At 61.8% G+C, this 19,487-nt stretch carries 15 protein-coding genes; 11 read left to right on the top strand and 4 right to left on the bottom strand.

What is annotated here, in order from left to right; translation table 11 throughout:
* Positions 1 to 113 precede the first annotated feature (113 nt).
* On the bottom strand, positions 114 to 2,927 hold the full coding sequence (locus tag Q0Y42_RS05075; protein ID WP_297800867.1) for a M14 metallopeptidase family protein: 2,814 nt from the start codon (positions 2,925 to 2,927) through the stop codon (positions 114 to 116).
* A 242-nt stretch (positions 2,928 to 3,169) separates the two neighbouring features.
* Here Q0Y42_RS05075 and Q0Y42_RS05070 point away from each other — a divergent pair, with 242 nt between their 5' ends.
* The 8 genes from Q0Y42_RS05070 (at position 3,170) to Q0Y42_RS05035 (ending at position 12,844) form a co-directional block, all read left to right on the top strand.
* A complete protein-coding gene (locus Q0Y42_RS05070; RefSeq protein WP_297800865.1) occupies positions 3,170 to 4,105 on the top strand; it encodes an ABC transporter permease in 936 nt (311 codons plus the stop codon).
* The gene (locus Q0Y42_RS05065; protein ID WP_297800863.1) at positions 4,102 to 4,914 is read left to right on the top strand and encodes an ABC transporter permease; all 813 of its coding nucleotides are present in this window, start codon (positions 4,102 to 4,104) and stop codon (positions 4,912 to 4,914) included. The genes Q0Y42_RS05070 and Q0Y42_RS05065 overlap by 4 nt, the downstream gene beginning before the upstream one ends.
* Complete coding sequence (locus Q0Y42_RS05060) at positions 4,911 to 5,726, top strand: ABC transporter ATP-binding protein (protein ID WP_297800861.1); 816 nt, start codon at positions 4,911 to 4,913, stop codon at positions 5,724 to 5,726. The genes Q0Y42_RS05065 and Q0Y42_RS05060 overlap by 4 nt, the downstream gene beginning before the upstream one ends.
* Positions 5,723 to 6,616, top strand: a complete 894-nt coding sequence (locus Q0Y42_RS05055) for an ABC transporter ATP-binding protein (protein ID WP_297800859.1) — start codon at positions 5,723 to 5,725, stop codon at positions 6,614 to 6,616. Before Q0Y42_RS05060 ends, Q0Y42_RS05055 begins: the two co-directional genes overlap by 4 nt.
* A 1-nt stretch (position 6,617) precedes the next feature.
* Positions 6,618 to 8,150, top strand: a complete 1,533-nt coding sequence (locus Q0Y42_RS05050; protein ID WP_297800857.1) for an ABC transporter substrate-binding protein — start codon at positions 6,618 to 6,620, stop codon at positions 8,148 to 8,150.
* 43 nt (positions 8,151 to 8,193) lie between these two features.
* Positions 8,194 to 9,642 carry an FAD-dependent oxidoreductase gene (locus Q0Y42_RS05045; protein ID WP_297800855.1) on the top strand — a complete coding sequence of 483 codons (1,449 nt, stop codon included), beginning with the start codon at positions 8,194 to 8,196 and terminating at the stop codon, positions 9,640 to 9,642.
* Positions 9,639 to 10,448 (top strand): alpha/beta fold hydrolase, encoded by an 810-nt coding sequence (locus tag Q0Y42_RS05040; RefSeq protein WP_297800853.1) that lies wholly within the window; start codon positions 9,639 to 9,641, stop codon positions 10,446 to 10,448. The genes Q0Y42_RS05045 and Q0Y42_RS05040 overlap by 4 nt, the downstream gene beginning before the upstream one ends.
* A 221-nt stretch (positions 10,449 to 10,669) precedes the next feature.
* Complete coding sequence (locus tag Q0Y42_RS05035) at positions 10,670 to 12,844, top strand: TonB-dependent receptor (RefSeq protein ID WP_297800851.1); 2,175 nt, start codon at positions 10,670 to 10,672, stop codon at positions 12,842 to 12,844.
* A gap of 145 nt (positions 12,845 to 12,989) precedes the next feature.
* Here Q0Y42_RS05035 and Q0Y42_RS05030 read toward each other — a convergent pair whose 3' ends face one another.
* Positions 12,990 to 14,114, bottom strand: coding sequence for a class I SAM-dependent methyltransferase (locus tag Q0Y42_RS05030; RefSeq protein WP_297800849.1), 1,125 nt, complete (start codon positions 14,112 to 14,114; stop codon positions 12,990 to 12,992).
* 120 nt (positions 14,115 to 14,234) lie between these two features.
* On the opposite strand from Q0Y42_RS05030, the gene Q0Y42_RS05025 reads away from it, so the two are divergent.
* Complete coding sequence (locus tag Q0Y42_RS05025) at positions 14,235 to 15,050, top strand: hypothetical protein (RefSeq protein ID WP_297800847.1); 816 nt, start codon at positions 14,235 to 14,237, stop codon at positions 15,048 to 15,050.
* 33 nt (positions 15,051 to 15,083) lie between these two features.
* Entirely contained in the window at positions 15,084 to 15,383 is a 300-nt protein-coding gene (locus Q0Y42_RS05020; protein WP_297800845.1) for a hypothetical protein, read from the top strand.
* A 71-nt stretch (positions 15,384 to 15,454) separates the two neighbouring features.
* Here the strand turns inward: Q0Y42_RS05020 and Q0Y42_RS05015 are convergent, their stop codons facing one another.
* Positions 15,455 to 16,654 (bottom strand): FAD-dependent monooxygenase, encoded by a 1,200-nt coding sequence (locus Q0Y42_RS05015; RefSeq protein ID WP_297800843.1) that lies wholly within the window; start codon positions 16,652 to 16,654, stop codon positions 15,455 to 15,457.
* Between the two features lie 231 nt (positions 16,655 to 16,885).
* Between Q0Y42_RS05015 and Q0Y42_RS05010 the strand changes: the two genes are divergently transcribed.
* Complete coding sequence (locus tag Q0Y42_RS05010; protein ID WP_297800841.1) at positions 16,886 to 18,382, top strand: aldehyde dehydrogenase; 1,497 nt, start codon at positions 16,886 to 16,888, stop codon at positions 18,380 to 18,382.
* A 60-nt stretch (positions 18,383 to 18,442) separates the two neighbouring features.
* Here Q0Y42_RS05010 and Q0Y42_RS05005 read toward each other — a convergent pair whose 3' ends face one another.
* Complete coding sequence (locus Q0Y42_RS05005) at positions 18,443 to 19,264, bottom strand: GntR family transcriptional regulator (RefSeq protein WP_297800839.1); 822 nt, start codon at positions 19,262 to 19,264, stop codon at positions 18,443 to 18,445.
* Positions 19,265 to 19,487: the final 223 nt, after the last annotated feature.

Below are 19,487 nucleotides of genomic sequence, written 5' to 3'. Positions count from 1 at the left end.
ACGAAAGAGTGCGATAGTCAGTCTTGTAAAGCAAGCTTCTATTTGAGGGCGGCACCACACGAAAAAGGGGGCCACCGAAGCAGCCCCCTAAATCCATCGTGCAAACGGACGGATCAGTCGCGGTTGGCGCTGGCCGGACCGTACAGCAGGCCGTTGAAGAACAGGCGGAAGGTGCCGTGCGGCTGGGCGCGCTGGATGACCTCCGCGCCATAAGCGAACAGCTTGCCCTCACCCAGATCGACTTCGACCACGGCGCTGGTGTCCTTCAGGATTTCCTGATTGTGGGCCCAGCCGCTGCGCAGCGGCGCATCGCTGTCGAAGCTGACGACGGTGCGTGCGCCCTCACCCGTCACGCGGAAGGTCTGGCCGTTGTTGAAGAAAACATCGGCCCGTTCCGGCATGCCATAGGCCAGCGGGCTGGCCGTCTCGACCTTGGCCGACAGGATCGACCCCGGAAGGAAGAACTCGGTGTTCGGCAGCGGACGCACACGCTCGCCCTCGGTCTTGACCAGAGCCGGCTCGATCGGCGCGCCCAACAGGTGTGCCAGACGGTTGGAGTTGCCGATGGTCACCACCGTGCCACCCTTGCGGGCGAACTCGGCGATGCGGGGCACGGTCGTCTCTGCCGTCACCTCGCCCAGCCAGCCGCGCATTTCGGCGGGGACGGTTTCAGGCTTGGGCTGCGGATAGGGGTTGGTCTGGCGATAGGCCGGATGGTCCAGCGCGGGCGCGACCGTGTCGGTGAAAACCAACACGTCGTATTTGGCGTTCAGGTCCTCGGTATCCAGCGCCTGCGGATAGACGACCTCGAACGGGAACTCGTAGCGTTCCAGCAGGAAGCGGGTCCAACCCGACGACATCACACCGCCGTAACGGTCCACCAGACCGACACGAACAGGCTTCAGGGCCATGCCCTCACCGGCCGGACGGCGCGACACGGCATGGGCGTCAATACCCAGCGGGCCGACCGCCTCGCGGATGATGGCCGCAGCCTGTTCCGAAGCCGGAACCCAGATGGCACCTGCGCCCAGCGTCTCGCCATTGGCACGGACCGACTGTTCGATCCATTCCGGCTGGATGCCCGCCGCCAGCAGGCGGTTGGTCAGGATGAAGCTGTTGTTCTCTTCGTGGCCGATCACAAAGCCTGCACGGCCATTGCCGATCACACGTCCCGGCGGCGGAGCCAGAACGTCTGCAGCCTTGACGGTCGGAGCTTCAAAGCCGTCCTGAATGCGGTCGAAGCTCACGCCCATCTGGAAGGCCAGCGTATAGCCCGCCACGTCATACGGCAGCTTGGGCGGGCCGCCCGGATATTCGGTGTTGTGGGGGTGATCCTGCGGCTCGAACATGTCCAGCACGTGCGGGCGATAGGACTGCGCCGTCTTCACCACATAGCTGCCCGCCGGATAGCGGGTGCCGTTGACGGTGAACGGGCGCTCGGCCACCTCCACGTCCACGCCGTTCTTGATCAGCGTGTTGAGGAAGGCCACCGTGGCCGGCAGGTCGCGCTGGGTCTGAGGGTTGATGATATAGCCGCGCGGCATGCGGTTTTCGGCGGTGCGGACAATGGTGTCCAGCAATGCCGGATCGGCGGTACGGGCGTTCTCGCCCGCGGCGGCCTTCATCTGGTCCACCAAGGTCGGCGTCACCTGCCAGGTGTCGGTCGAGCCGCGCTCGATGGCGTTCTGGCCCATGCGCCAGATGTTGAACAGCAGGCGTTCCTTGTTGCGCGACGCATAGTCGATGATCGCGCGGTTCAAGCTCCACTGATATTCCACCGTATCCCGCAGATGCCATGTGCGCGGCGTGATCGGCAGCGGCACATCATTGCGGGCCAGCTGATGCTCGGGAACCAGAGCGATCTGTTCCGGCGTCGGACCACCGATGATCTCGGTCAGGATGCCGATGGTGTTGTGGTAGTAGGGCGTGGAGCGGACCATGCCGTTGTGCCACGTCGAATAGGCCCCGACCGAGTTCGAGCCCGAACCCGCCTTGCCTTCCGAGACCAGACGGCTGTGCATGGTGGTGCCCAGCTCGCTGGTCAGGTTCATCACCAGACTGTCGAGGTTGTAGTTGAAAGGATCGCGGAACGGCGGGATGTACACCACCATACCACGCGGGCCGGTCTGGTGCTGGTTATAGACGATCTGCGGGAACCACTCGCGATAGTGGATGCGGTTCACGTTCTCGGTCTCGGCCTGCGAGACCATGTAGGAATCGCGGTTGTTATCGTGACCGGTGTACTTCTGGTACAGGCGCGGCAGGTCGCGGAACGAACGCTCCTGCGGGTTTTCCTTGCGCATGTACCAGTCGGCGACCAGCTCCAGACCATCCGGATTGACGTGGCCGAACAGCAGGATGGTGTCATCCAGCGTGCGCAGGGTCTCTGCATCCTGACCCGTCAGCAAACGGTAAAGGACGTGGATCTGGCCTTGGGTCGTCACCGTTTCGGTGGCGTGCAGACCGGCATCGATCCAGACCACCGACTTGCCCTCGGCGGCCAGTTGGCGGGCCTCTTCTTCGGTTACGCCCTCGGCCTTGGCCAGACGGCGGGCAATATCCTTATAGCGGTCCAGATTGGCGAGGTTTTCCGGCGTGGAAACAATCGCCATCCACTGGGTGCGCCCCTCCTCCGTCGTGCCGAAGCTTTCCAGCTTCATCCGGTCCGACTGCTCGGCCAGCAGCTTCAGATAGGCTTCGTACTGGCTGTAGTTGGCCAGATAATAGTCCGACCCCGGCTCCTGCGGGAAAAAGTCCTTGGGCGCGGTCACGCCGGCCACGGCGGGGCTAAGCGGACCGGCTACAGGCGATGACGCTTCCGCAGCCACCTCTGCCACGGCCATATGAGGCATAAAGAGGGGTGCCGTCAGGCAGGTCCCGGCGAGAAGCAGGGCCGTCAGGCCCGCAGATGGTTTGATGCGCTTCATTTTCCCCTCACACGCTTCACTGAGCCAGCCCTTGGTATTCAATAGCGACGGTGAAGAGAACCCTCTTTATCCCGCGATTTTAGAGGGAAAAGCGCATGTTGTATTTATTTGAATACGTGCTAGCACTACCCTACCAAGGTTGGTCGAGGTAGGTTCTACGAACGCCAAGCTTAGTGGGGGAGCAATGAGCAACAGATTCGGGCGGGCAGACGCCAGATTTCCGGACAAGGGCATCTGACCCAGTGGCCTTTCGCAAACTTTTTGCCGGACTGCGCGATTTTGCGTTCGTCCTGGTTGCTACAGTCACCGTTCTGTTCTTCCTGCTTCGCCTAACCGGCGACCCCGCCGTCGTACTGGCGGGTGAAGGTGCCACCGCAGACCAGATCGAAGCCATCCGCGTCGAGAACGGCTTTGATAAGCCCTTGCCCATCCAATATCTGCACACGGTCGCACGTCTGGCCCAGGGGGATTTCGGCAAGTCGCTGCTGGATGGTACCCCCGCAATGGAAAAAGTACTGGCCGCCCTGCCCGCTACCCTGATGCTGGCGGCAATGGCCATTACACTGAACCTGATCGTGTCACTGCCTCTGGGGGCATGGCTGGGCCAAAGCCAGACATCGAAATCATGCAAGGCGGTGCGCGCCTTCCTGTCGGTGATTCAGGGCTTTCCGGGCTTTGTTATCGCCCTGCTGCTAATCAATCTGTTTGCCGCCAGTCTCGAATGGTTGCCATCTATCGGCTTTTCGGGGCCGGCAACGTGGATTTTGCCCGTCGTGTCGGTGGTCTGCTTCCTTGCGCCAAAACTGATCCGCGTGGTCGAGGCCAATACCTGGGCCGCTCTGAACGCCAATTTCGTTCGCACCGCCCGCTCGATCGGCGCATCCGATAGCGTGATCCTGTGGCGTCATGTCCTGCCCAACTCGCTGCTCGGGGCTGTAGCCCTGATCGGTGCCGAGATCGCCTTCATGCTGACCGGTCTGGTGGTCATCGAGACGATTTTCGCCTGGCCCGGTATCGGCTGGTTGCTGGTACAATCCACGCTGAACCTCGATTTCCCTGTGGTTCAGGCCGTGGTGATCGCGATGGTGGTGTCGGTCTTCCTCAGCAATGCCCTGACCGAAGCGGTACAGGTGATGCTGGACCCCCGCATCCGTGTCGGCGCGAGGGCAGACAAATGAGCCCCGCAAAGATCATCCGCTCGCCGCTGCTGCCGCTTGGTATTGTCGGCCTTGTCTGCGCGCTCAGCATGCTGCTCGGCGATATGCTTTCAGGGCACGACCATCGGGCCATCGACCTGACGGCGCGCCTGTTGCCGCCTCTGTCGCCCGGCCATCTTCTGGGCACCGACGAACTGGGACGTGACCAGTTGGCCCGCCTGCTGACCGGCCTGCGCTGGTCTGTCGGAGCGGCATTCTGCGCCACGGTCATCGCCTTCTGCATCGGTTCGACCTTCGGGATTCTGGCCGCGCACAAAGGCGGTCTGCTGGGATCGTCCCTGCGCCTGCTGACCACCTTCACCCAGTCCTTTCCTTCCTTCGTCATGGCCGTCACCGTCATCGCAATACTAGGCGACAGCGGCTTTGTGGCCCTGACCCTAACCTTGGGTCTTGTGACGTGGCCGGTGTTCTCGCGCGTCGTCTATGCGGAGGCCCGCAGCCTGTTCCAGCGCGAGTATGTCCAGGCCGCCGAAATGACCGGCATGTCCAAGATGCGCCTGTATCTACATCATGTTCTGCCCGCGCTCATCCCCACCCTGTCGGTGCTGGTTGTGTTCCACTTTGCCGAAATGATCGTGGCCGAAGGCGCGCTTTCCTTCCTCGGCATCGGTGCGCCGCTGGGTGCCGCGACATGGGGGGCCATGCTCAGCGAAGGCCGTGGCTATATGCTCGAAGCGCCGTGGCTGACCCTCGCCCCTGCTTTGGCAATGGTCATCATCATCGTATCCGCCCACCGTCTGGGCCAGTATCTGCGGAACATCACCCGATGAGCGCCGTCACCCATTCCGATATCGCGCTCGACGTCAAAGGCCTGCGGCTGGAAGCCGTCGAGGGTGGCCGCATTCTGGTGCCTTCTCTGGACCTGCAGATCCGCCGTGGCGAGATACTGGGCCTTGTGGGCGAGTCCGGCTCGGGCAAGACCCTGACCTGTTTCGGTATCGCAGGGCTGCTGCCGTCCGGCGTGCGCATGACCGCAGGCGAGATCGTCCTCGACGGCCAGCGCATCGACAACCGCTCCGAAAAGGAATGGCGCTCCATCCGTGGCGGCCAGATCGGCATGATCTTCCAGGACCCGCTGTCGTCGTTCAATCCGGTCAAGACCATCGGCGCGATCCTGATTGAATCGGCCCGTCGCCATCAGAACCTGTCAAAGGCCGATGCCCGCGCCCTTGCCATCGATATTCTGAAGTCGATGCACCTGCCGGGCAGCAATGCCTGTGTGGATGCCTATCCGCACCAGCTTTCCGGTGGCCAGCGACAGCGCGCAATGATTGGTCTGGCGATGATCAACAACCCTGCCCTGCTGCTGGCGGATGAGCCGACCACAGCGCTGGATCCGACCGTTCAACTGCAGATCCTCGCCCTGATGCGCCGCAAGGTGTCGAACAGCGCAGGTCTGATGGTCACCCACGACATTGCCGCCGCCGCCGCCATCTGCGACCGGCTGGCCGTGATGCTGGAAGGCTGGATCATCGAGGAAGGCCCGACGCGCGCCATACTGTCGGCCCCGCAGCACGACTTTACCCGCCAGCTTCTGGCCGCCGCCCCTATCGGCACAGTGACACGCGGAGACGACCGATGAGCCTGCTCCACATCCGTGACATCAGCGTTTCCTACGGCGACGGCCCGTCAACGAAGACGGTGCTGGCCGATGCCTCTTTGACACTCGAAGCCGGACAGGTTGCCGCCATCGTGGGCGAGTCCGGTTCTGGCAAGTCCAGTCTGGTGCGTGCCGTTGCCGGTCTGGTCGATCCGTCGGCGGGTGAAATCCTGCTGAACGGGCAAAAGCTGCTGCCGCTGCGCAAACGCGACAAGGCGACCCTGCACGCAATCCAGATGGTGTTTCAGGACCCGGGTGCCAGTTTGAACCCGCGCCACACCGCGGGACAGATTCTGGACGAGGCCCTGCTGGTCAAGGGCGGTCGAACCGCCGCCCAGCGAAAGAGCCGCACGGCAGAACTTCTGGCACTGGTGCATCTAGACGAACGCCTTGCCGGTCTTCGGCCCGCCGCCCTTTCGGGTGGACAGAAGCAGCGCCTCGCCATTGCCCGCGCCTTAGCGATGGAGCCGCAAATCCTGATCGCCGACGAGGCGCTGTCGGCGCTCGACTTTGCCAATCAGGACAAGATTTCCACCCTGCTTCAGTCGCTGACGGAGGAACTGGGTCTGGCCATGCTGTTCGTATCGCACGACATGCGCAGCGTGCGCCGCATGGCCGATCAGGTGTGTGTCATCCAGAACGGCCGGATCATCGAACAGGGGCCGGTCACACAGGTGCTGTACCATCCGAGCACGGCCTATACCCAGTTGTTGCTGGCTGCGGCACTCAACCCCACGGCGGCCTTGGCCGATCCACGCCTGTCCGCCCTGCTGGAAGACGGCGCGGCGATCGATGACGGCGTTCTGGCCGGGGTGATGGAGATTATCCGCAGCGATGCCCGAATGCCCCCTTCCGGTGAGGGGATGGCCTGAGATGAAGATGACCTCGTTCAAATCCCTGTTGGCCGGTATGGCCTGTGCAGCTGCGCTGGGTGTCGCCGCCTGCGGCCCCACCGCCCCGCAGAATGACCAGGTGTTGCGCGTGGCAGCGGGCTCCCTGCCCTCCAGTCTCGGCAACCCTTTCCGTGGCAACAGCCGCCCCGGTTCGCTGATCTGGCTGGCCATCTATGACGGGCTGACAGCCATCGACGACGACGGTCAACTGAAACCCGGCCTCGCGACGGAATGGACACTGATCGAGCCGACCGTCTGGCGTTTCAGAATCCGCGAGGGTGTCCGCTATTCCAACGGCCGCGTCTTCGATGCCGCGGCGGCCAAGGGCGTGTTTGACTATCTAGCTTCCGAGGAGGGCAAGCGCACCCTGATCGGTGCCGAGAACCGCGGCATTGCCTCGACCCGCGTTGTCGGCCTGCTTGAACTGGAAATCGTCACAGCCCGGCCCGACCCGGTGCTGCCGCGTCGTCTGGCGGCTGTAATGATGGTCGATGCTGAGGCGGTCAAATCGATGGGCATGGATGCCTTTGCCCGCCAGCCTGTCGGCACCGGCGCTTTCACCATGACAGGCTGGGATCAACGCTCTCGCCAGCTGACGCTGGTTCGAAACGACAGGTCCTGGCGTCGATCCAATATCGAGGGCGTGGTTTTCTACGAACTGCCCAGCGCGGCAGGACGCACCCAGTCGTTGCTGTCGGGTGATATCGACTTCTCGCTGGTCGATCTGGAAGAGTTGGAACGCCTGCACCGCAAGGGCTACCACGTCCTGTCGTCACCCTCCGCACAGGTCAAAGCCTACAGCTTCCGCAATGTGGGCGGGGCCGAGGACAGCCCGCTCAAAGATGTCCGCGTCCGTCAGGCCCTGAACTATGCCGTAGACAAGGACGCGATCGTCGCCCTGATGCCGGAAGGCGCCAAGGCTTCGGGCCAGCCCGCCGCCGAAGGCGTGTTCGGCTATGATCCGACCATCAGCCCCTATCCCTACGATCCGGCCAAGGCGAAACGGCTGTTGGCCGAGGCAGGCTATCCGGACGGGTTCGACCTGACGATGGAAGTCATGGTGGACGCCGCGCCGGGTGATGACCTGATCTCGCAGGCGGTCGCCGAATATTGGCGCAGCGTGGGCGTGAACACCAAGCTGAAGGTCATGACCATGCCCGACTTTTTGGCCAAATATCAGGCCAATAGCTGGGCGGGCGAGGCACTGGCCCTGTCATGGAACAGCTTCCAGTACTACGACACGACCCGCGCGATGGAGGACTTCTCCTGCGGGCGCCGTGTGCCCTTTTTCTGTGATGAAGCCATCACCACCGAACTGGATAAGGCCCGCCAGATCATGGACACCGACCAACGGCTGGTCGCCTACCGGAAGCTGGGCCGCATGTATCACGAGGCCGCCCCCTCGGTGTTCCTGCTCGAACACCGCGACCTGTTCGCCTACAGCCCGCGCGTCGGCAATGTGAAAATCCGGCACCGCGTCCCCGTCTATGAAGAGATGACGCTGGCCCGCTAAGGCCCATCATTTCGCATTCCTTCGTCTACCGCCGAGCCGCCTGATGACCGATACGACCGCTTCCACTGACGTTTGGGACCTGATCATTATCGGAGGCGGCACGGCGGGCCTGTCCACCGCCATCTTTGCCAGCGCACGTTCCAGCAGGGTCCTGTTGCTGGACACGGCAGAGGCTCTGGGCGGCACTCTTTGGGTCGCCAACGGCCAGCTCAGCGCCGCAGGCACCCGCCTGCAAAAAGAACGCGGCATCGAGGACAGCCCGCAGGACCATTTCGACGACATCATGCGCCTCAGCCGTGGCACGGGGAACGAGGAGTTGGTGCGTCTGGCCGTGTGGAATGCCGCCGATACCTTCGACTGGCTGATGGATCAGGGCTTTGACGTCGATCCGGCTTGTCCGGTGGATGGCGTGGGACACGAACCCTATAGCCGCGCCCGCTATTATTGGGGCCTGCAAGGCGGCGCATCGGTGCGAAAGGTGCTGGTCGGTGCCGTGGAAAAAGCGCTGTCGGAAGGTCGCCTGCAAGTGCGTCTACAGCATCGCGCGACGCGTCTGCTGACCGATGACACGGGCGCAGTCATTGGTGTCGAGGCGACCGATGCCCGAGGCACTGTCCACTGCTTCAGGTCGCTCAACACCGTGCTGGCGTGCGGTGGCTATACCGCCAATCCCGAGATGTACGCGGCCCTGAACGGCCGCCCCCTCTATACCAACCTGCCCTACCGCCATTCACAGGGTGACGGCTATACGCTGGGCCAATCGGTCGGCGGCGTGTTGCGTGGACAGGAGAACTTCTTCTGCAATTTCGGCTTCCTGCTGGACGGCGAACAGCCCAAGCCGGGCATGGTCGGGCGGCTGAACACCTATCCGCAAAAGCGGTTGCCGTGGGAAATCTATGTGAATGTCCACGGAAACCGCTTCGTCCGCGAGGATATGGAATCGGTTGACGCCCGCGAAAACGCTCTGCTGGAACAGCCGGACCAGAGATATTGGGCCATCTTCGACCAGACCATTCTGGAAACGGCACCGCCGCTGGTCGCGGGCTTTGACAGTGAAGGCTTCGCTGCCCTGTTCGAGCAGGGACGCCCCTTCTTCTACAAGGCCGACACGCTGGAAGAACTCGCCCAGAAAGCTGGCGTCGGTGCCGAAGGGCTACTCAGCGCGGTTCGCGGCTATAATTTCGGCGTCGCTTCCGGCAACGACTTCTTCGGTCGCAGACATCTGCCTGCCCCCATCGCCAATGGACCATTCTATGCCATTCGCGTCCAAGGCGCGGCCGTATCAAGCGCAGTGGGCCTGTCAGTAGACAACAAGCTGCGTGTCATCCGCGCCGATGGACAACCCGTCAGCGGTCTTTGGGCTGCCGGAGAGATCATCGGCGCCAGCCAGACGATGGGCCGTGCCGTCTGCGGTGGCATGATGGCAACACCGGCGCTGACGTTCGGGCGTCTGCTGGGTCAGAAACTGATCGCGTTGGGCGATCCGCAATGACCACGCCCCTGCTCTGCGGACGCCGCACCTATGTGAACGGCCTGTGGGGTCAAGTCCACATCAGGGAATGGGGCGAAGGGCCGCCGCTGGTCCTGCTGCACCAGACGCCGTGGAACGGCATCCAGTTCCACAGACTGGCCCCGCATCTGGCCGCGGCAGGCTGGCGTGTCATCGCCCCCGACACACCGGGTTACGGCCTGTCCGAACCGTCCCCCTCGCCTCCGGATATCGAAGACTATGCCGCCAGTCTGGAAGTCACGCTGCACGCACTGGGCATAGAAAGGGCGATCATCGGCGGCCATCACACCGGAGCCCTGATCGCCTCGGCCTTTGCCGCCCTCAGTCCGGCTATGGTGCGGGGGTTGGTTCTGGACAATCCGCCCCTCTATTCCGCCAGCGAACGCGAACAGCGACAGTCCATGCCGCACCGCGCCTTCGCTCCGGTCGAAGGCGGCAGCCACTTTGTCGATCGCTGGGCGTTTATGCGCGATTTTGCCGATCCGAACCTGTCGGTCGAGAACCTGCATCTGGCGAACCTGGCCTATTATTTGAACGATATTCGCGCCGATCACGGGCATTCGGCAGCCTATCGCTTCGATCTGGCGGCGCTGCTGCCGCTGGTTTCGGCTCCTGCGCTATTGCTTTCGAGTCGGCTTGATCCTGTCTCCGGTCACGCCGAGAGGTTCCAGAACCTGCATCCGCACTGGAATCTCGTCCATATGGGCGGTGGCTCCGCAAATATTCTCGAGCAGCCTGAAATCTGGTCAGAGGCATGCCTTTCCTACCTCAGAACCCTTCCAGCTTAGGCATTATGACTCCTAAAGGCCCTTAAGGTATTGAATTGCAGTCCTCCTCTCATCATTCCCTTTGATTACAATGGGTGTGGTGCCAATGCCTCACGTGGTAAATCGCTGATTTCGTCTTTTACCGAACGCTCTTACGTGATTGACAGAGCGCGGATGGGCGTACAGTCTTCAAACGTATTGAATATAATACGTGTGCGCTCGACGCATCGAGGGGAAGAAGTATGGCTATTCGTGCAATGACGCTGGCGGGGACCAGCATCGCTGCAATTTTGGCTGGTGCAGCAATGCCTGCAATGGCCCAGTCTGCCGGTGGTGAACTGGCGGTACAGGTTGACGAGATCATCGTCACCGCCCGCAAAACCAGCGAAAGATTGCAGGAAGTCCCGCTGGCCATCACGGCCATGAACGCACAGGAGATGCAGCGTCGCGGCGTGCGCGAAGTAGCCGACCTTTCATCGGTCGCACCGGGCCTGAACATCGAGAAGGATCAGGGCCGTCGCTTCGAGCGCCCTGTGATCCGCGGTCAGGCCAACGTGTTCGGCTCGCCGAACGCGGCCTCCTTCATCGATGGCGTCTATATTCCGGACTCGCTGTTCGCGACCGAGCTGGCCTTCGTGGACCAGATCGAAGTCATCAAGGGCCCGCAGTCGGCTCTGTACGGCCGCCAGACCTTCTCGGGTGCCATCAGCTACACCACCCGTCGCCCGTCGAACGACCGCGAGCTGCTGCTGCGTGCCACGGCCGCACAGCACGACGAGTACAATCTGCTGGCCGGTATCTCCGGCCCGATCGTCGAAGACAAGCTGTCAGCCCAGGCCTCGTTCAACTACTACACCTATGGCGGTGAGTACCGTAACAACGCGCCGGGCGACTCTTCCGACGGCCGTATGCTGGGTCAAGAAAAGACCGTCGGCGGTACGCTGGCACTGAACTACACCCCGACCCCGAACCTCAGCTTCCTGCTGCGTGCCTCCTACGCCCACAATGACGACGGCCACGAGCCGATGGCGATGCAGCGCGCCACGGCCAACAACTGCTATCTGTCGTCACGCACCCAGTACTATTGCGGTGCCATCAATGTGACGCCGGACATGATCGGCTTCAATCTGGATGAAGTCGACGGCGGTGGCGTCGAACGCAAGACGGGCCGTCTGAGCCTGACGACCGAATACGATCTGAACGGCTACACCCTCACCTCGATCACGGCCTACAACAACTCCGAAGAGGACCGTAAGGCCGACCTCGATTATCAGCCGACCCGCCTGCTGGCAGGTTCGCTGCACATCAACGACCAGATCGACATCGAAGGCGTCAGCCAGGAGTTCCGCATCACCTCCCCGCAAGGCGAGCGCCTCCGCTGGATGGCCGGTGCCTATTACTTCAACAGCGACCGCTGGGACGGCCGTTTCCGCTACGTGACCAATGCGCTACAAAACAACGGCACCATCGGCACCACCAACCTGGCTGCCTTCGGCCTGATCGGTTACGACTTCACCGACAAGCTGTCGGGTACGGCTGAACTGCGCGTCGCCGAAGAAGAACTGACGCTGACCGGTGGCGACTCCAACTTCAACATGGGTGCCACCTACCGCTCGACAAATCCGCGCGTCACCCTGTCGTACAAGCAAAGCGAAAACTTCATGCTGTACGGCCTTGTCGCGAAGGGCAACAAGCCCGGCGGCTTCAACACCGACGTGCGTCTGGCTCCTGCCGATCGTACCTATGGCGAAGAAACAGCCTGGAACTACGAAGTCGGCTTCAAGAGCGACCTGTTCGACCGTCGTGTTCGCCTGAACGTGGCTGGCTACTTCATCGACTGGACCAACCAGCAGATGACGCAGGTCGCCCAGCTCTCCTCGACCGAGACCGTATCCTTCATCCGCAACGTGGGTGAAGTCGAGGTGAAGGGTATCGAGGTCGAGGCCCAGGGCAAGATCAGCGCTGACTGGCTGGTCCGCGGCACCTTCGCCTATGCCGACAGTGAATACACCAAAGCCTTCGATCCGGATCTTCCGGCCCTGACCGGTGGCAGCTCGGACATCTCGGGCAATGCCATCCCGAACGCTCCGAAGATCCAGTACTCGCTGGGCACCAACTACGCTTGGCACATCGGCGAGAACCGCTTCTTCGCGGACGCCACCTACGCCTTCCGTTCCAAGAAGTATGATCAGGTCGCCAACCTCGCATGGGTTGATGGTCGCGACACCGCCAACGTCCAACTGGGCTGGGAACGTGGTCCGCACCGCGTGCTCCTGTTCGGCCGCAACATCTTCGACAACATCGATCCGGTCGGCATCGTCCGTTACTCGGACTTCGCTGCCAGCCCGAAACGCGGCTTCGTGGGCTCGCTGCCGCGCGGTCGCCAGTTCGGCCTGACCTATGAAGCGAACTTCTAAACCTTAGACGGTGAGCAAACTAAAAGCCCGCAGCACCCGCTGCGGGCTTTTTTTTGCCCCGTCTCGGACCGCGCCCACCACCGGCCAGCAAAAAGGTCCTGATCCGCTAGGAGCAGAGCCTTTCCGCAAGGAAGAGGTTCGTGGCTTACGCTTTTCGCCCCAACACCACGTACCAGGCGCGAGGGCCGTCACGCATCTTCACCGTTGTCTCGAGCACTTCATCCTCGCTGAAGCCGGCCTCCAACATCACCGACGGAACATGCGCCTCGGTGAAGTCATCCCAGAAGGGTTCATCGTTGTTCTTGGTCTGCCAAGAGAAGATGAAGTTCTCGAACGGGGTGAAGTCAGCGCCCTTCACCGGCACGTCCTGATGGACCACGATACCGCCGGGCTTCACGACACGGCGGGCCTCCGAGAAGATCCGTCCCAGAGCTTCGCGCGAGACTTCGTGCATCATGTTGTGGGAGATCACGAGATCGAAGCTATCGTCTTCGAAGTCGAGCGCGCCCGCATCCATCTGACGGAAGTGCGCCTTCAGACCCATGGCCTCTGCGCGCAAGTGGGCATAACGCAGCAGGCCCGGAGCCACGTCCACGCCATAGACCTCTGCTTCAGGGAAGGCGGCTGAATAGCCAACGGTTGCACCGCCCGACGAGCACGCCAGATCAAGGATGCGGCGCGGCTTGAAGTCGGGATAGCGCTCTTTGAGGAACTCGATGATGGCGGCCGACTTGGAGTCGCGGATACCGATGCCGGTACCGAGTGAATAGGCGTTGCCGCCGCTCTCGTAGAAGGCACCCGCTACGAAATCGGTTGCGGATTCCTCGCCCAGCATATAGCCGCCCGGCTGGCCGTGGATGTGCGCGGCATAGGCATCGGCCGGTGCCTTGAACTCAGGACTCGTCTCGCAGGTGCCGCCCGCAGGCGCATTGGCCAGACGTTTGGCCACCTCGCCCATGCGCGGCAGTTCGCGGTGGATGGTCGTGCCGACCGAGTTCCACATGACGTCCTGGGCGCTGCGGCTGAACGCGCTCCAGATCTGGTAGAAGGGATCGCCCTTCATGGCGCGGGTAATGTCTTCGACCGTCTGCGGAAAGCGGCCATGCGCCTGCTGAAAAGCCGGTCCTGCACGATGTTCCAGCGCCACCTGATTGCCCGCCTCGAAACGGCGCAGATGGTTCTTCAACTGAACGATATATTGGGTCCGGGCCGCCTCGTCATGTGTCGGGCGGGCCAGCATCTCGTGCGTGGCGGTACGGTCGATGATCATGCACGTCCCCTTCTTGGATTGCACTTTCTAGCATGACGAAAGCGCTTTAGGATGTATTATATCAAATACAAGCTATCCGAAAGCGTCTCTTTCGCCCTTTAAGGCAGGCCATACGAGATAATGAACACCGGTTCACCACCCATAGCCAGCCCGCGCCCCGATCTGGGCGCATCGGCCGTCGTGGCCCTTCTCACCCCTGCGGAGAACCCGACTGCAGAGCCGGAAATCTCCACCCTACTGACGCCGGACTTCAACGTGCTGACGGCCCGCATGTATGCGCCATTCGAGGATATGCACGAACGTCTGCGCGCCTATGAGCTGCAGATGTCGCGATGGCTTGAACCGTTCGGGGACGCGCCGCTGGATGCGGTGGCCTTCGCCTGCACCGGATCGACCTATCTGCTGGCGCCCGAACAAAGGTGCAGCGACCGGATCCTGCGCGGCAAGGGGCCGTGTCCATTGATTGGCGCGGCCAATGCCGTGGAGCGTGCCCTGAAGGCCCTGGGTGCCAGGCGTATAGCCTTGGTCAGCCCCTATCCACCGGCCCTGACGCAACCGGCGACCGCCTATTGGGCCTCGCGCGGGTTCGAGCCCGATTTCGTCCTGCAGGCCCCGCCTTCGAAAGTGGCGGGACACCCGATCTATACCCAGACCTCGTCAGACCTGCTGGCGGTACTGGAAACAGCGGTCCGGCAGCGCGGCATAGATGCCGTCGTCGCCACGGGAACGGGGGCGCCCAGCCTGCCCGCCCTGGCTGTCGCATCCCTGCGGGCGGATATGCCGATACTGTCGTCCAATCTGGCCACAGCCTGGGCGCTCTGTCAGGATTTGGGCCACACAGATTCCATTACCGACTGGCTGGCCGCCGACGCCCCGTGGCGTGCGCGCCTGGCCGCCCGCTTCCCCGCATCACTTGCCCGTCTGGGCATGGCCTGATTTCCTTTCGCCTAATCTCTTACCGGAGTTCAAATGGCTTCTCCCAAACACCCTCGCCCGACTTTTTTCGAGGACACCGCCAACGATCGCCTGACGGCCATCATCACGGCCCTGACGGCAGAAGTGGCCACCCTTTGCGACCGCGTTGTCACGCTGGAATCCGTGCTGGCCCAAAGCGGGGTTATGGCCAAGGACGCCATTGAAACCTATCAGCCGACACCGGAAGACATGGAAGAGCGCCGCCAGCGCCACGCCGCCTTCACACAGCGCGTTTTCTACGTGCTGCAGGAAGAGATCGACGCCCTTAAGGACACGCCCAAAACCGGCAGCTGATCCCGCCTCGGCTCCAGCCACAAAAAAGGCCGGGGGGAACCCGGCCTTTTCTATATCTGCTACCACGCTGATCAGAGGATCGCGTCGGCCTTGCGCAGACCATCGATCATGGAAGAGCGCATGACATAGGCCTTGTGCTGTACCGGATCGGCCAGCATGGCCTGCATTTCGGCCATCATCACCTTGCGCCGTTCGGCGTCACGCTCCTGCATCCGGCCGCGGTTGCGGTCGGCCTGCGCAAGGATTTCCTGTTCCGCGACCGGGCGGCGCTGACGGGTGTACAGGTCCAGCAGACTGTCGTCGGCACCGTTCAGGATCCGGTTCAACTTGTCCGTCAGATTGAAGGCGTCGTGCACGCCTCCATTCATGCCCATGCCGCCCGAGGGACTGTTGATGTGGGCGGCATCACCCGCCAGAATCACCCGACCTTTGCGATAGTCCGGCGCAATGCGCATGTGCACGCGGTAAGGGCGGATTTCGAGGACATCATAAGGCACGTCGCGGGGCACGATACCCTGAAGTTTCGTCTCGATAGACGCAGGATCAAGCGCGTCCTCGATCGTTTCGTCGCCGCGCGGATACAGGCTGCAACGCCAGAATTCCTTGAGCTTCAGCAGCGAGAAGGTGCCGCCGTCGGTCCAGCAATAGTTGACGTTCGACAGGCCTTCCAGATGCTCGTCGAACGCGAAAGGCGTGATCGCAAGGATGGTGGTTTCCGGATACGTCTTGCCTTCCAGCTCCCATCCCATAAGGCCGCGCACCGTGCTGCGGGCACCGTCTGCCGCGATCACATAGCGCGCCGTGACGACCTGTTCCGTGCCGTTGCTTTCATAGAAGACGCGAACAGATGCTTCATCCTGCTCGATGCGGACAACCTTGGCCCCCATACGGGTTTCAACGTGCCGGGCCTTGGCCAAACGCGCTTCCAGAATGCGGCACAGTCTGAACTGTTCGCATTGAAGGCGGAAAGGATGGTCTGTTTCACCCTTCAGATAGGACAGGTCGAACACGGCCCGTTCGCCCGTATCATGATTGCGGATCTGCCAGTGGTCACAGCGTAGACCCTGCGCGATCAGTTCGTCCGCAACATCATACTGAGCCAGCATATCCAGCGTCGGCGGATGGAAGGTGGACGCACGCAAATCTTCGGGCAGCACTTGTTCCTGTTCCAGGACAAGAGCGGAAATTCCAAATCCTTCCAGACGCAAGGCGGCAGTCAGGCCGACCGGCCCTGCCCCCACGATCACGACTTGCGCGTCGAACTGCCCCATGACTCACCCCGAAATCTAACTTGTATTCGATCTAATACATTAAGTTCGCTGCCGACAACCCCATTTCCACGGGGATCGACCGAACCGCGTAACATTGGTCCAGATTTGAGCTTTGATCTGGAAGGCGGTTTTGATAACGCCACTCTTGGTCTTGCCTGCCACGCTTAAGACGTATTAGGTTAAAGACGAGTCAAATATGCCGCTCGTCGGCCCATGTACAGGATCTGAGTGATGGCTACCGGCACGTCCAACCCGTTCGAGCTCGCCCCCAAACTTGTGACCAGCTTTATCGACGGCGCTTGGGTCGGCGATCAGGGCGGTTACCGTATCCCGACATTCTACCCCGGCAACGGCCAGATCATTTCCGAGCTTCAGGAAGCCGACGCCAACGAAGTAGACCGCGCCGTCCGCTCTGCCCGCCGCGCCTTCAACGATCCCGAATGGGCAGGCATGGCCATCGAGGAGCGTCAGGCCATCCTGTGCCGCATCGCCGATGCGATCGATGCCAACGCCTATGAACTGGCCACGCTGGAGACCCTGAACGCCGGCATCGTACGCCGCGACGTGCTGGGCCGTCAGGTGGTGCGCGCCGCCTATAATTTCCGCTTCTTTGCCGAGGTCATCAGCCAGCAACCGGGTCAGGTCTGGCAACAGAACAAAGACTATCTGACCTTCGTCACCCGCCATCCGGTCGGTGTGGCCGCCCTGATCGCGCCGTGGAATTCCCCGCTGGCGCTGGCCTCGATGAAGGTCGCGGCGGCAATTGCCTATGGCAACACCTGTGTACTGAAGCCGTCTGAGCAAACGCCGCTGTCACTGGCGCGTATGGTCGAGATCATCAACGGCATCACGCCGCCCGGTGTGGTGAACCTCGTGAACGGCCGCGGGCAGACCACCGGCTCGGCACTCGTGGACCACGCCGACGTCGATCTGATCGCCTTTACCGGCGGCACCGAGACCGGCCGTACCATCATGCAGGCCGCAGGCCGCCGCCTGAAACCCGCCGCCGTCGAACTGGGCGGCAAGTCGGCCAATATCATCTTTGCCGACGCCGATCAGGAACGCGCTCTGGACGGCGCGCTCGTTTCTATCTTCTCGAACAACGGCCAGCAGTGCCTCGCCGGATCGCGCATTCTGGTTCAGGATTCGATCTTTGACGATTTCGTCGGTCGCTTCGTAGAGCGTGCCCGCAAAATCAAGGTCGGCGACCCCCTGTCGGACGAAACCGAGATCGGACCGATTGCCTCGGCGCGTCACCGCCAGCACATCCTGTCCTACGTCGACATCGCACAGTCGCAGGGCGCAACCCTGCTGACCGGTGGCAAGGCACTGGATCGCGACGGCTATTTTATCGAGCCAACCGCTGTCCTGGCCCCCAGCAACGGAGACCGCGTGTGCCAAGAAGAAATCTTCGGCCCGTTCGCAGCCTTCGTGAAGTTTTCGGACGCCGAAGATGCCATCCGCATGGCCAATGAAAGCCAGTTCGGTCTGGTCGGCTATCTGTGGACCCAGAGCGTCGACAAGGCCCTGCGCGTCAGCCAGGCCATCCGCACCGGACTGATGTGGGTGAACACCCCGATGGTGCGCGAACTGCGTGCCCCGTTCGGTGGCGTGAAGGATTCCGGTCTTGGCCGCGATGGTGCGACCTCATCGATGGCCTTCTTCACCGAAGAAAAGACCACCACCATCCCAATCGCAGACGTGCCGCTCCGCAAGTTCGGTGCCTGATAAAACAAAGGGGCGATCCACAGGATCGCCCCTTATTCGTTCTGTCCTGCTACCCGATAATCAGCCGATGTGGCGCCACTGCGGGCGGGCCGAACTGTTATCGCGGGTCAGCATCATGTGGTACTCGTACTGGTCGGGGTTATACAGACCGATCTGATGCTCCAGCGGATGACCATCGACGCTGTATACCGTGCGGCGCATGCGCAGCAGCGGCATGCTGATCCCGACATTCAGGCGCGCAGCGGCTTCATCGTCGGCTGGCACAGCGCTGATGGTCTGTTCTGCGCGATCCGGGCGCAGACCACCGTCTTCCAGCAAACGAATAATCGGACGATCATCAATCAGATGCTCGGCTGCCATGTGTGCGAAGTCGTGCGGTACGTACACCAGCGACAGCGACAGCGGCTTATCCTTGTAGAAGCGCAGACGCTCAATCCGCAGTGTGGTGTCGCCCGGCTCAAGACGTAAGGCTTGCGATACCACCGGCGGCGTGGGCGCATCAGGAACGTAGGACAGCAACTGCGCCGTCGTCTCCAGGCCCAAGGTGATAAGATTTTCGACCAGCCCCGAAACGCGGTTGATGGTGCTAGCCGCCGTTTCCGGTCGAGGGGCCGCAAACGTGCCAACGCCATGGCGGCGCACGATGAAGCCTTCATTTTCCAGAGTTTCCAGTGCCCGACGAACGGTCACGCGCGAAACGTCATAGGTCTGAGACAACTGCATCTCGGAGGGCATGGCTTTCCCCGAAGAGAAGACACCATCCTTGATTTGCTGCCGCAGGATAGAACTGAGCTGATGGTACACCGGCAGGCTGCTGCCCGTCCCTTGCGCCTTAAGACTACGGCGCGATCCACCATTCCCGCTTTCAGCTGAACGCTGCAAATTGCCACCCTTTCAAGTCGCGCCCCTAAGATCTCGACGGTCCATCAGTGCAAGCACGCGGCCGAAGAAATTGCGTTTTGAGCGCATATCGCATGTCTCCGACTATGCGCAAATATAAATAATATTGTTATATATCTATCGCTAACCGCGATGGCGATGAGCAGAGGCTTCAATGCGAAGCGGCCGGTCTTTTAGATCGACACTGGAAATAGCAATCTTCATA

This window comes from uncultured Brevundimonas sp., from assembly GCF_947305955.1.
Classification (GTDB): Bacteria; Pseudomonadota; Alphaproteobacteria; order Caulobacterales; family Caulobacteraceae; genus Brevundimonas.
The sequence above is the reverse complement of the archived record's forward strand: the minus strand, read 5'-3'. Positions and strand labels throughout refer to the sequence as shown.

What these genes read in the sequence shown, in the direction of transcription:
- Q0Y42_RS05075 (WP_297800867.1), bottom strand. Translation starts at nt 2,927, where the DNA reads ATGAAGCGCATCAAACCATCTGCGGGCCTGACGGCCCTGCTTCTCGCC.
- Q0Y42_RS05065 (WP_297800863.1), top strand. Translation starts at nt 4,102, where the DNA reads ATGAGCCCCGCAAAGATCATCCGCTCGCCGCTGCTGCCGCTTGGTATT.
- Q0Y42_RS05060 (WP_297800861.1), top strand. Translation starts at nt 4,911, where the DNA reads ATGAGCGCCGTCACCCATTCCGATATCGCGCTCGACGTCAAAGGCCTG.
- Q0Y42_RS05055 (WP_297800859.1), top strand. Translation starts at nt 5,723, where the DNA reads ATGAGCCTGCTCCACATCCGTGACATCAGCGTTTCCTACGGCGACGGC.
- Q0Y42_RS05050 (WP_297800857.1), top strand. Translation starts at nt 6,618, where the DNA reads ATGAAGATGACCTCGTTCAAATCCCTGTTGGCCGGTATGGCCTGTGCA.
- Q0Y42_RS05045 (WP_297800855.1), top strand. Translation starts at nt 8,194, where the DNA reads ATGACCGATACGACCGCTTCCACTGACGTTTGGGACCTGATCATTATC.
- Q0Y42_RS05040 (WP_297800853.1), top strand. Translation starts at nt 9,639, where the DNA reads ATGACCACGCCCCTGCTCTGCGGACGCCGCACCTATGTGAACGGCCTG.
- Q0Y42_RS05035 (WP_297800851.1), top strand. Translation starts at nt 10,670, where the DNA reads ATGGCTATTCGTGCAATGACGCTGGCGGGGACCAGCATCGCTGCAATT.
- Q0Y42_RS05030 (WP_297800849.1), bottom strand. Translation starts at nt 14,114, where the DNA reads ATGATCATCGACCGTACCGCCACGCACGAGATGCTGGCCCGCCCGACA.
- Q0Y42_RS05025 (WP_297800847.1), top strand. Translation starts at nt 14,235, where the DNA reads ATGAACACCGGTTCACCACCCATAGCCAGCCCGCGCCCCGATCTGGGC.
- Q0Y42_RS05020 (WP_297800845.1), top strand. Translation starts at nt 15,084, where the DNA reads ATGGCTTCTCCCAAACACCCTCGCCCGACTTTTTTCGAGGACACCGCC.
- Q0Y42_RS05015 (WP_297800843.1), bottom strand. Translation starts at nt 16,654, where the DNA reads ATGGGGCAGTTCGACGCGCAAGTCGTGATCGTGGGGGCAGGGCCGGTC.
- Q0Y42_RS05010 (WP_297800841.1), top strand. Translation starts at nt 16,886, where the DNA reads ATGGCTACCGGCACGTCCAACCCGTTCGAGCTCGCCCCCAAACTTGTG.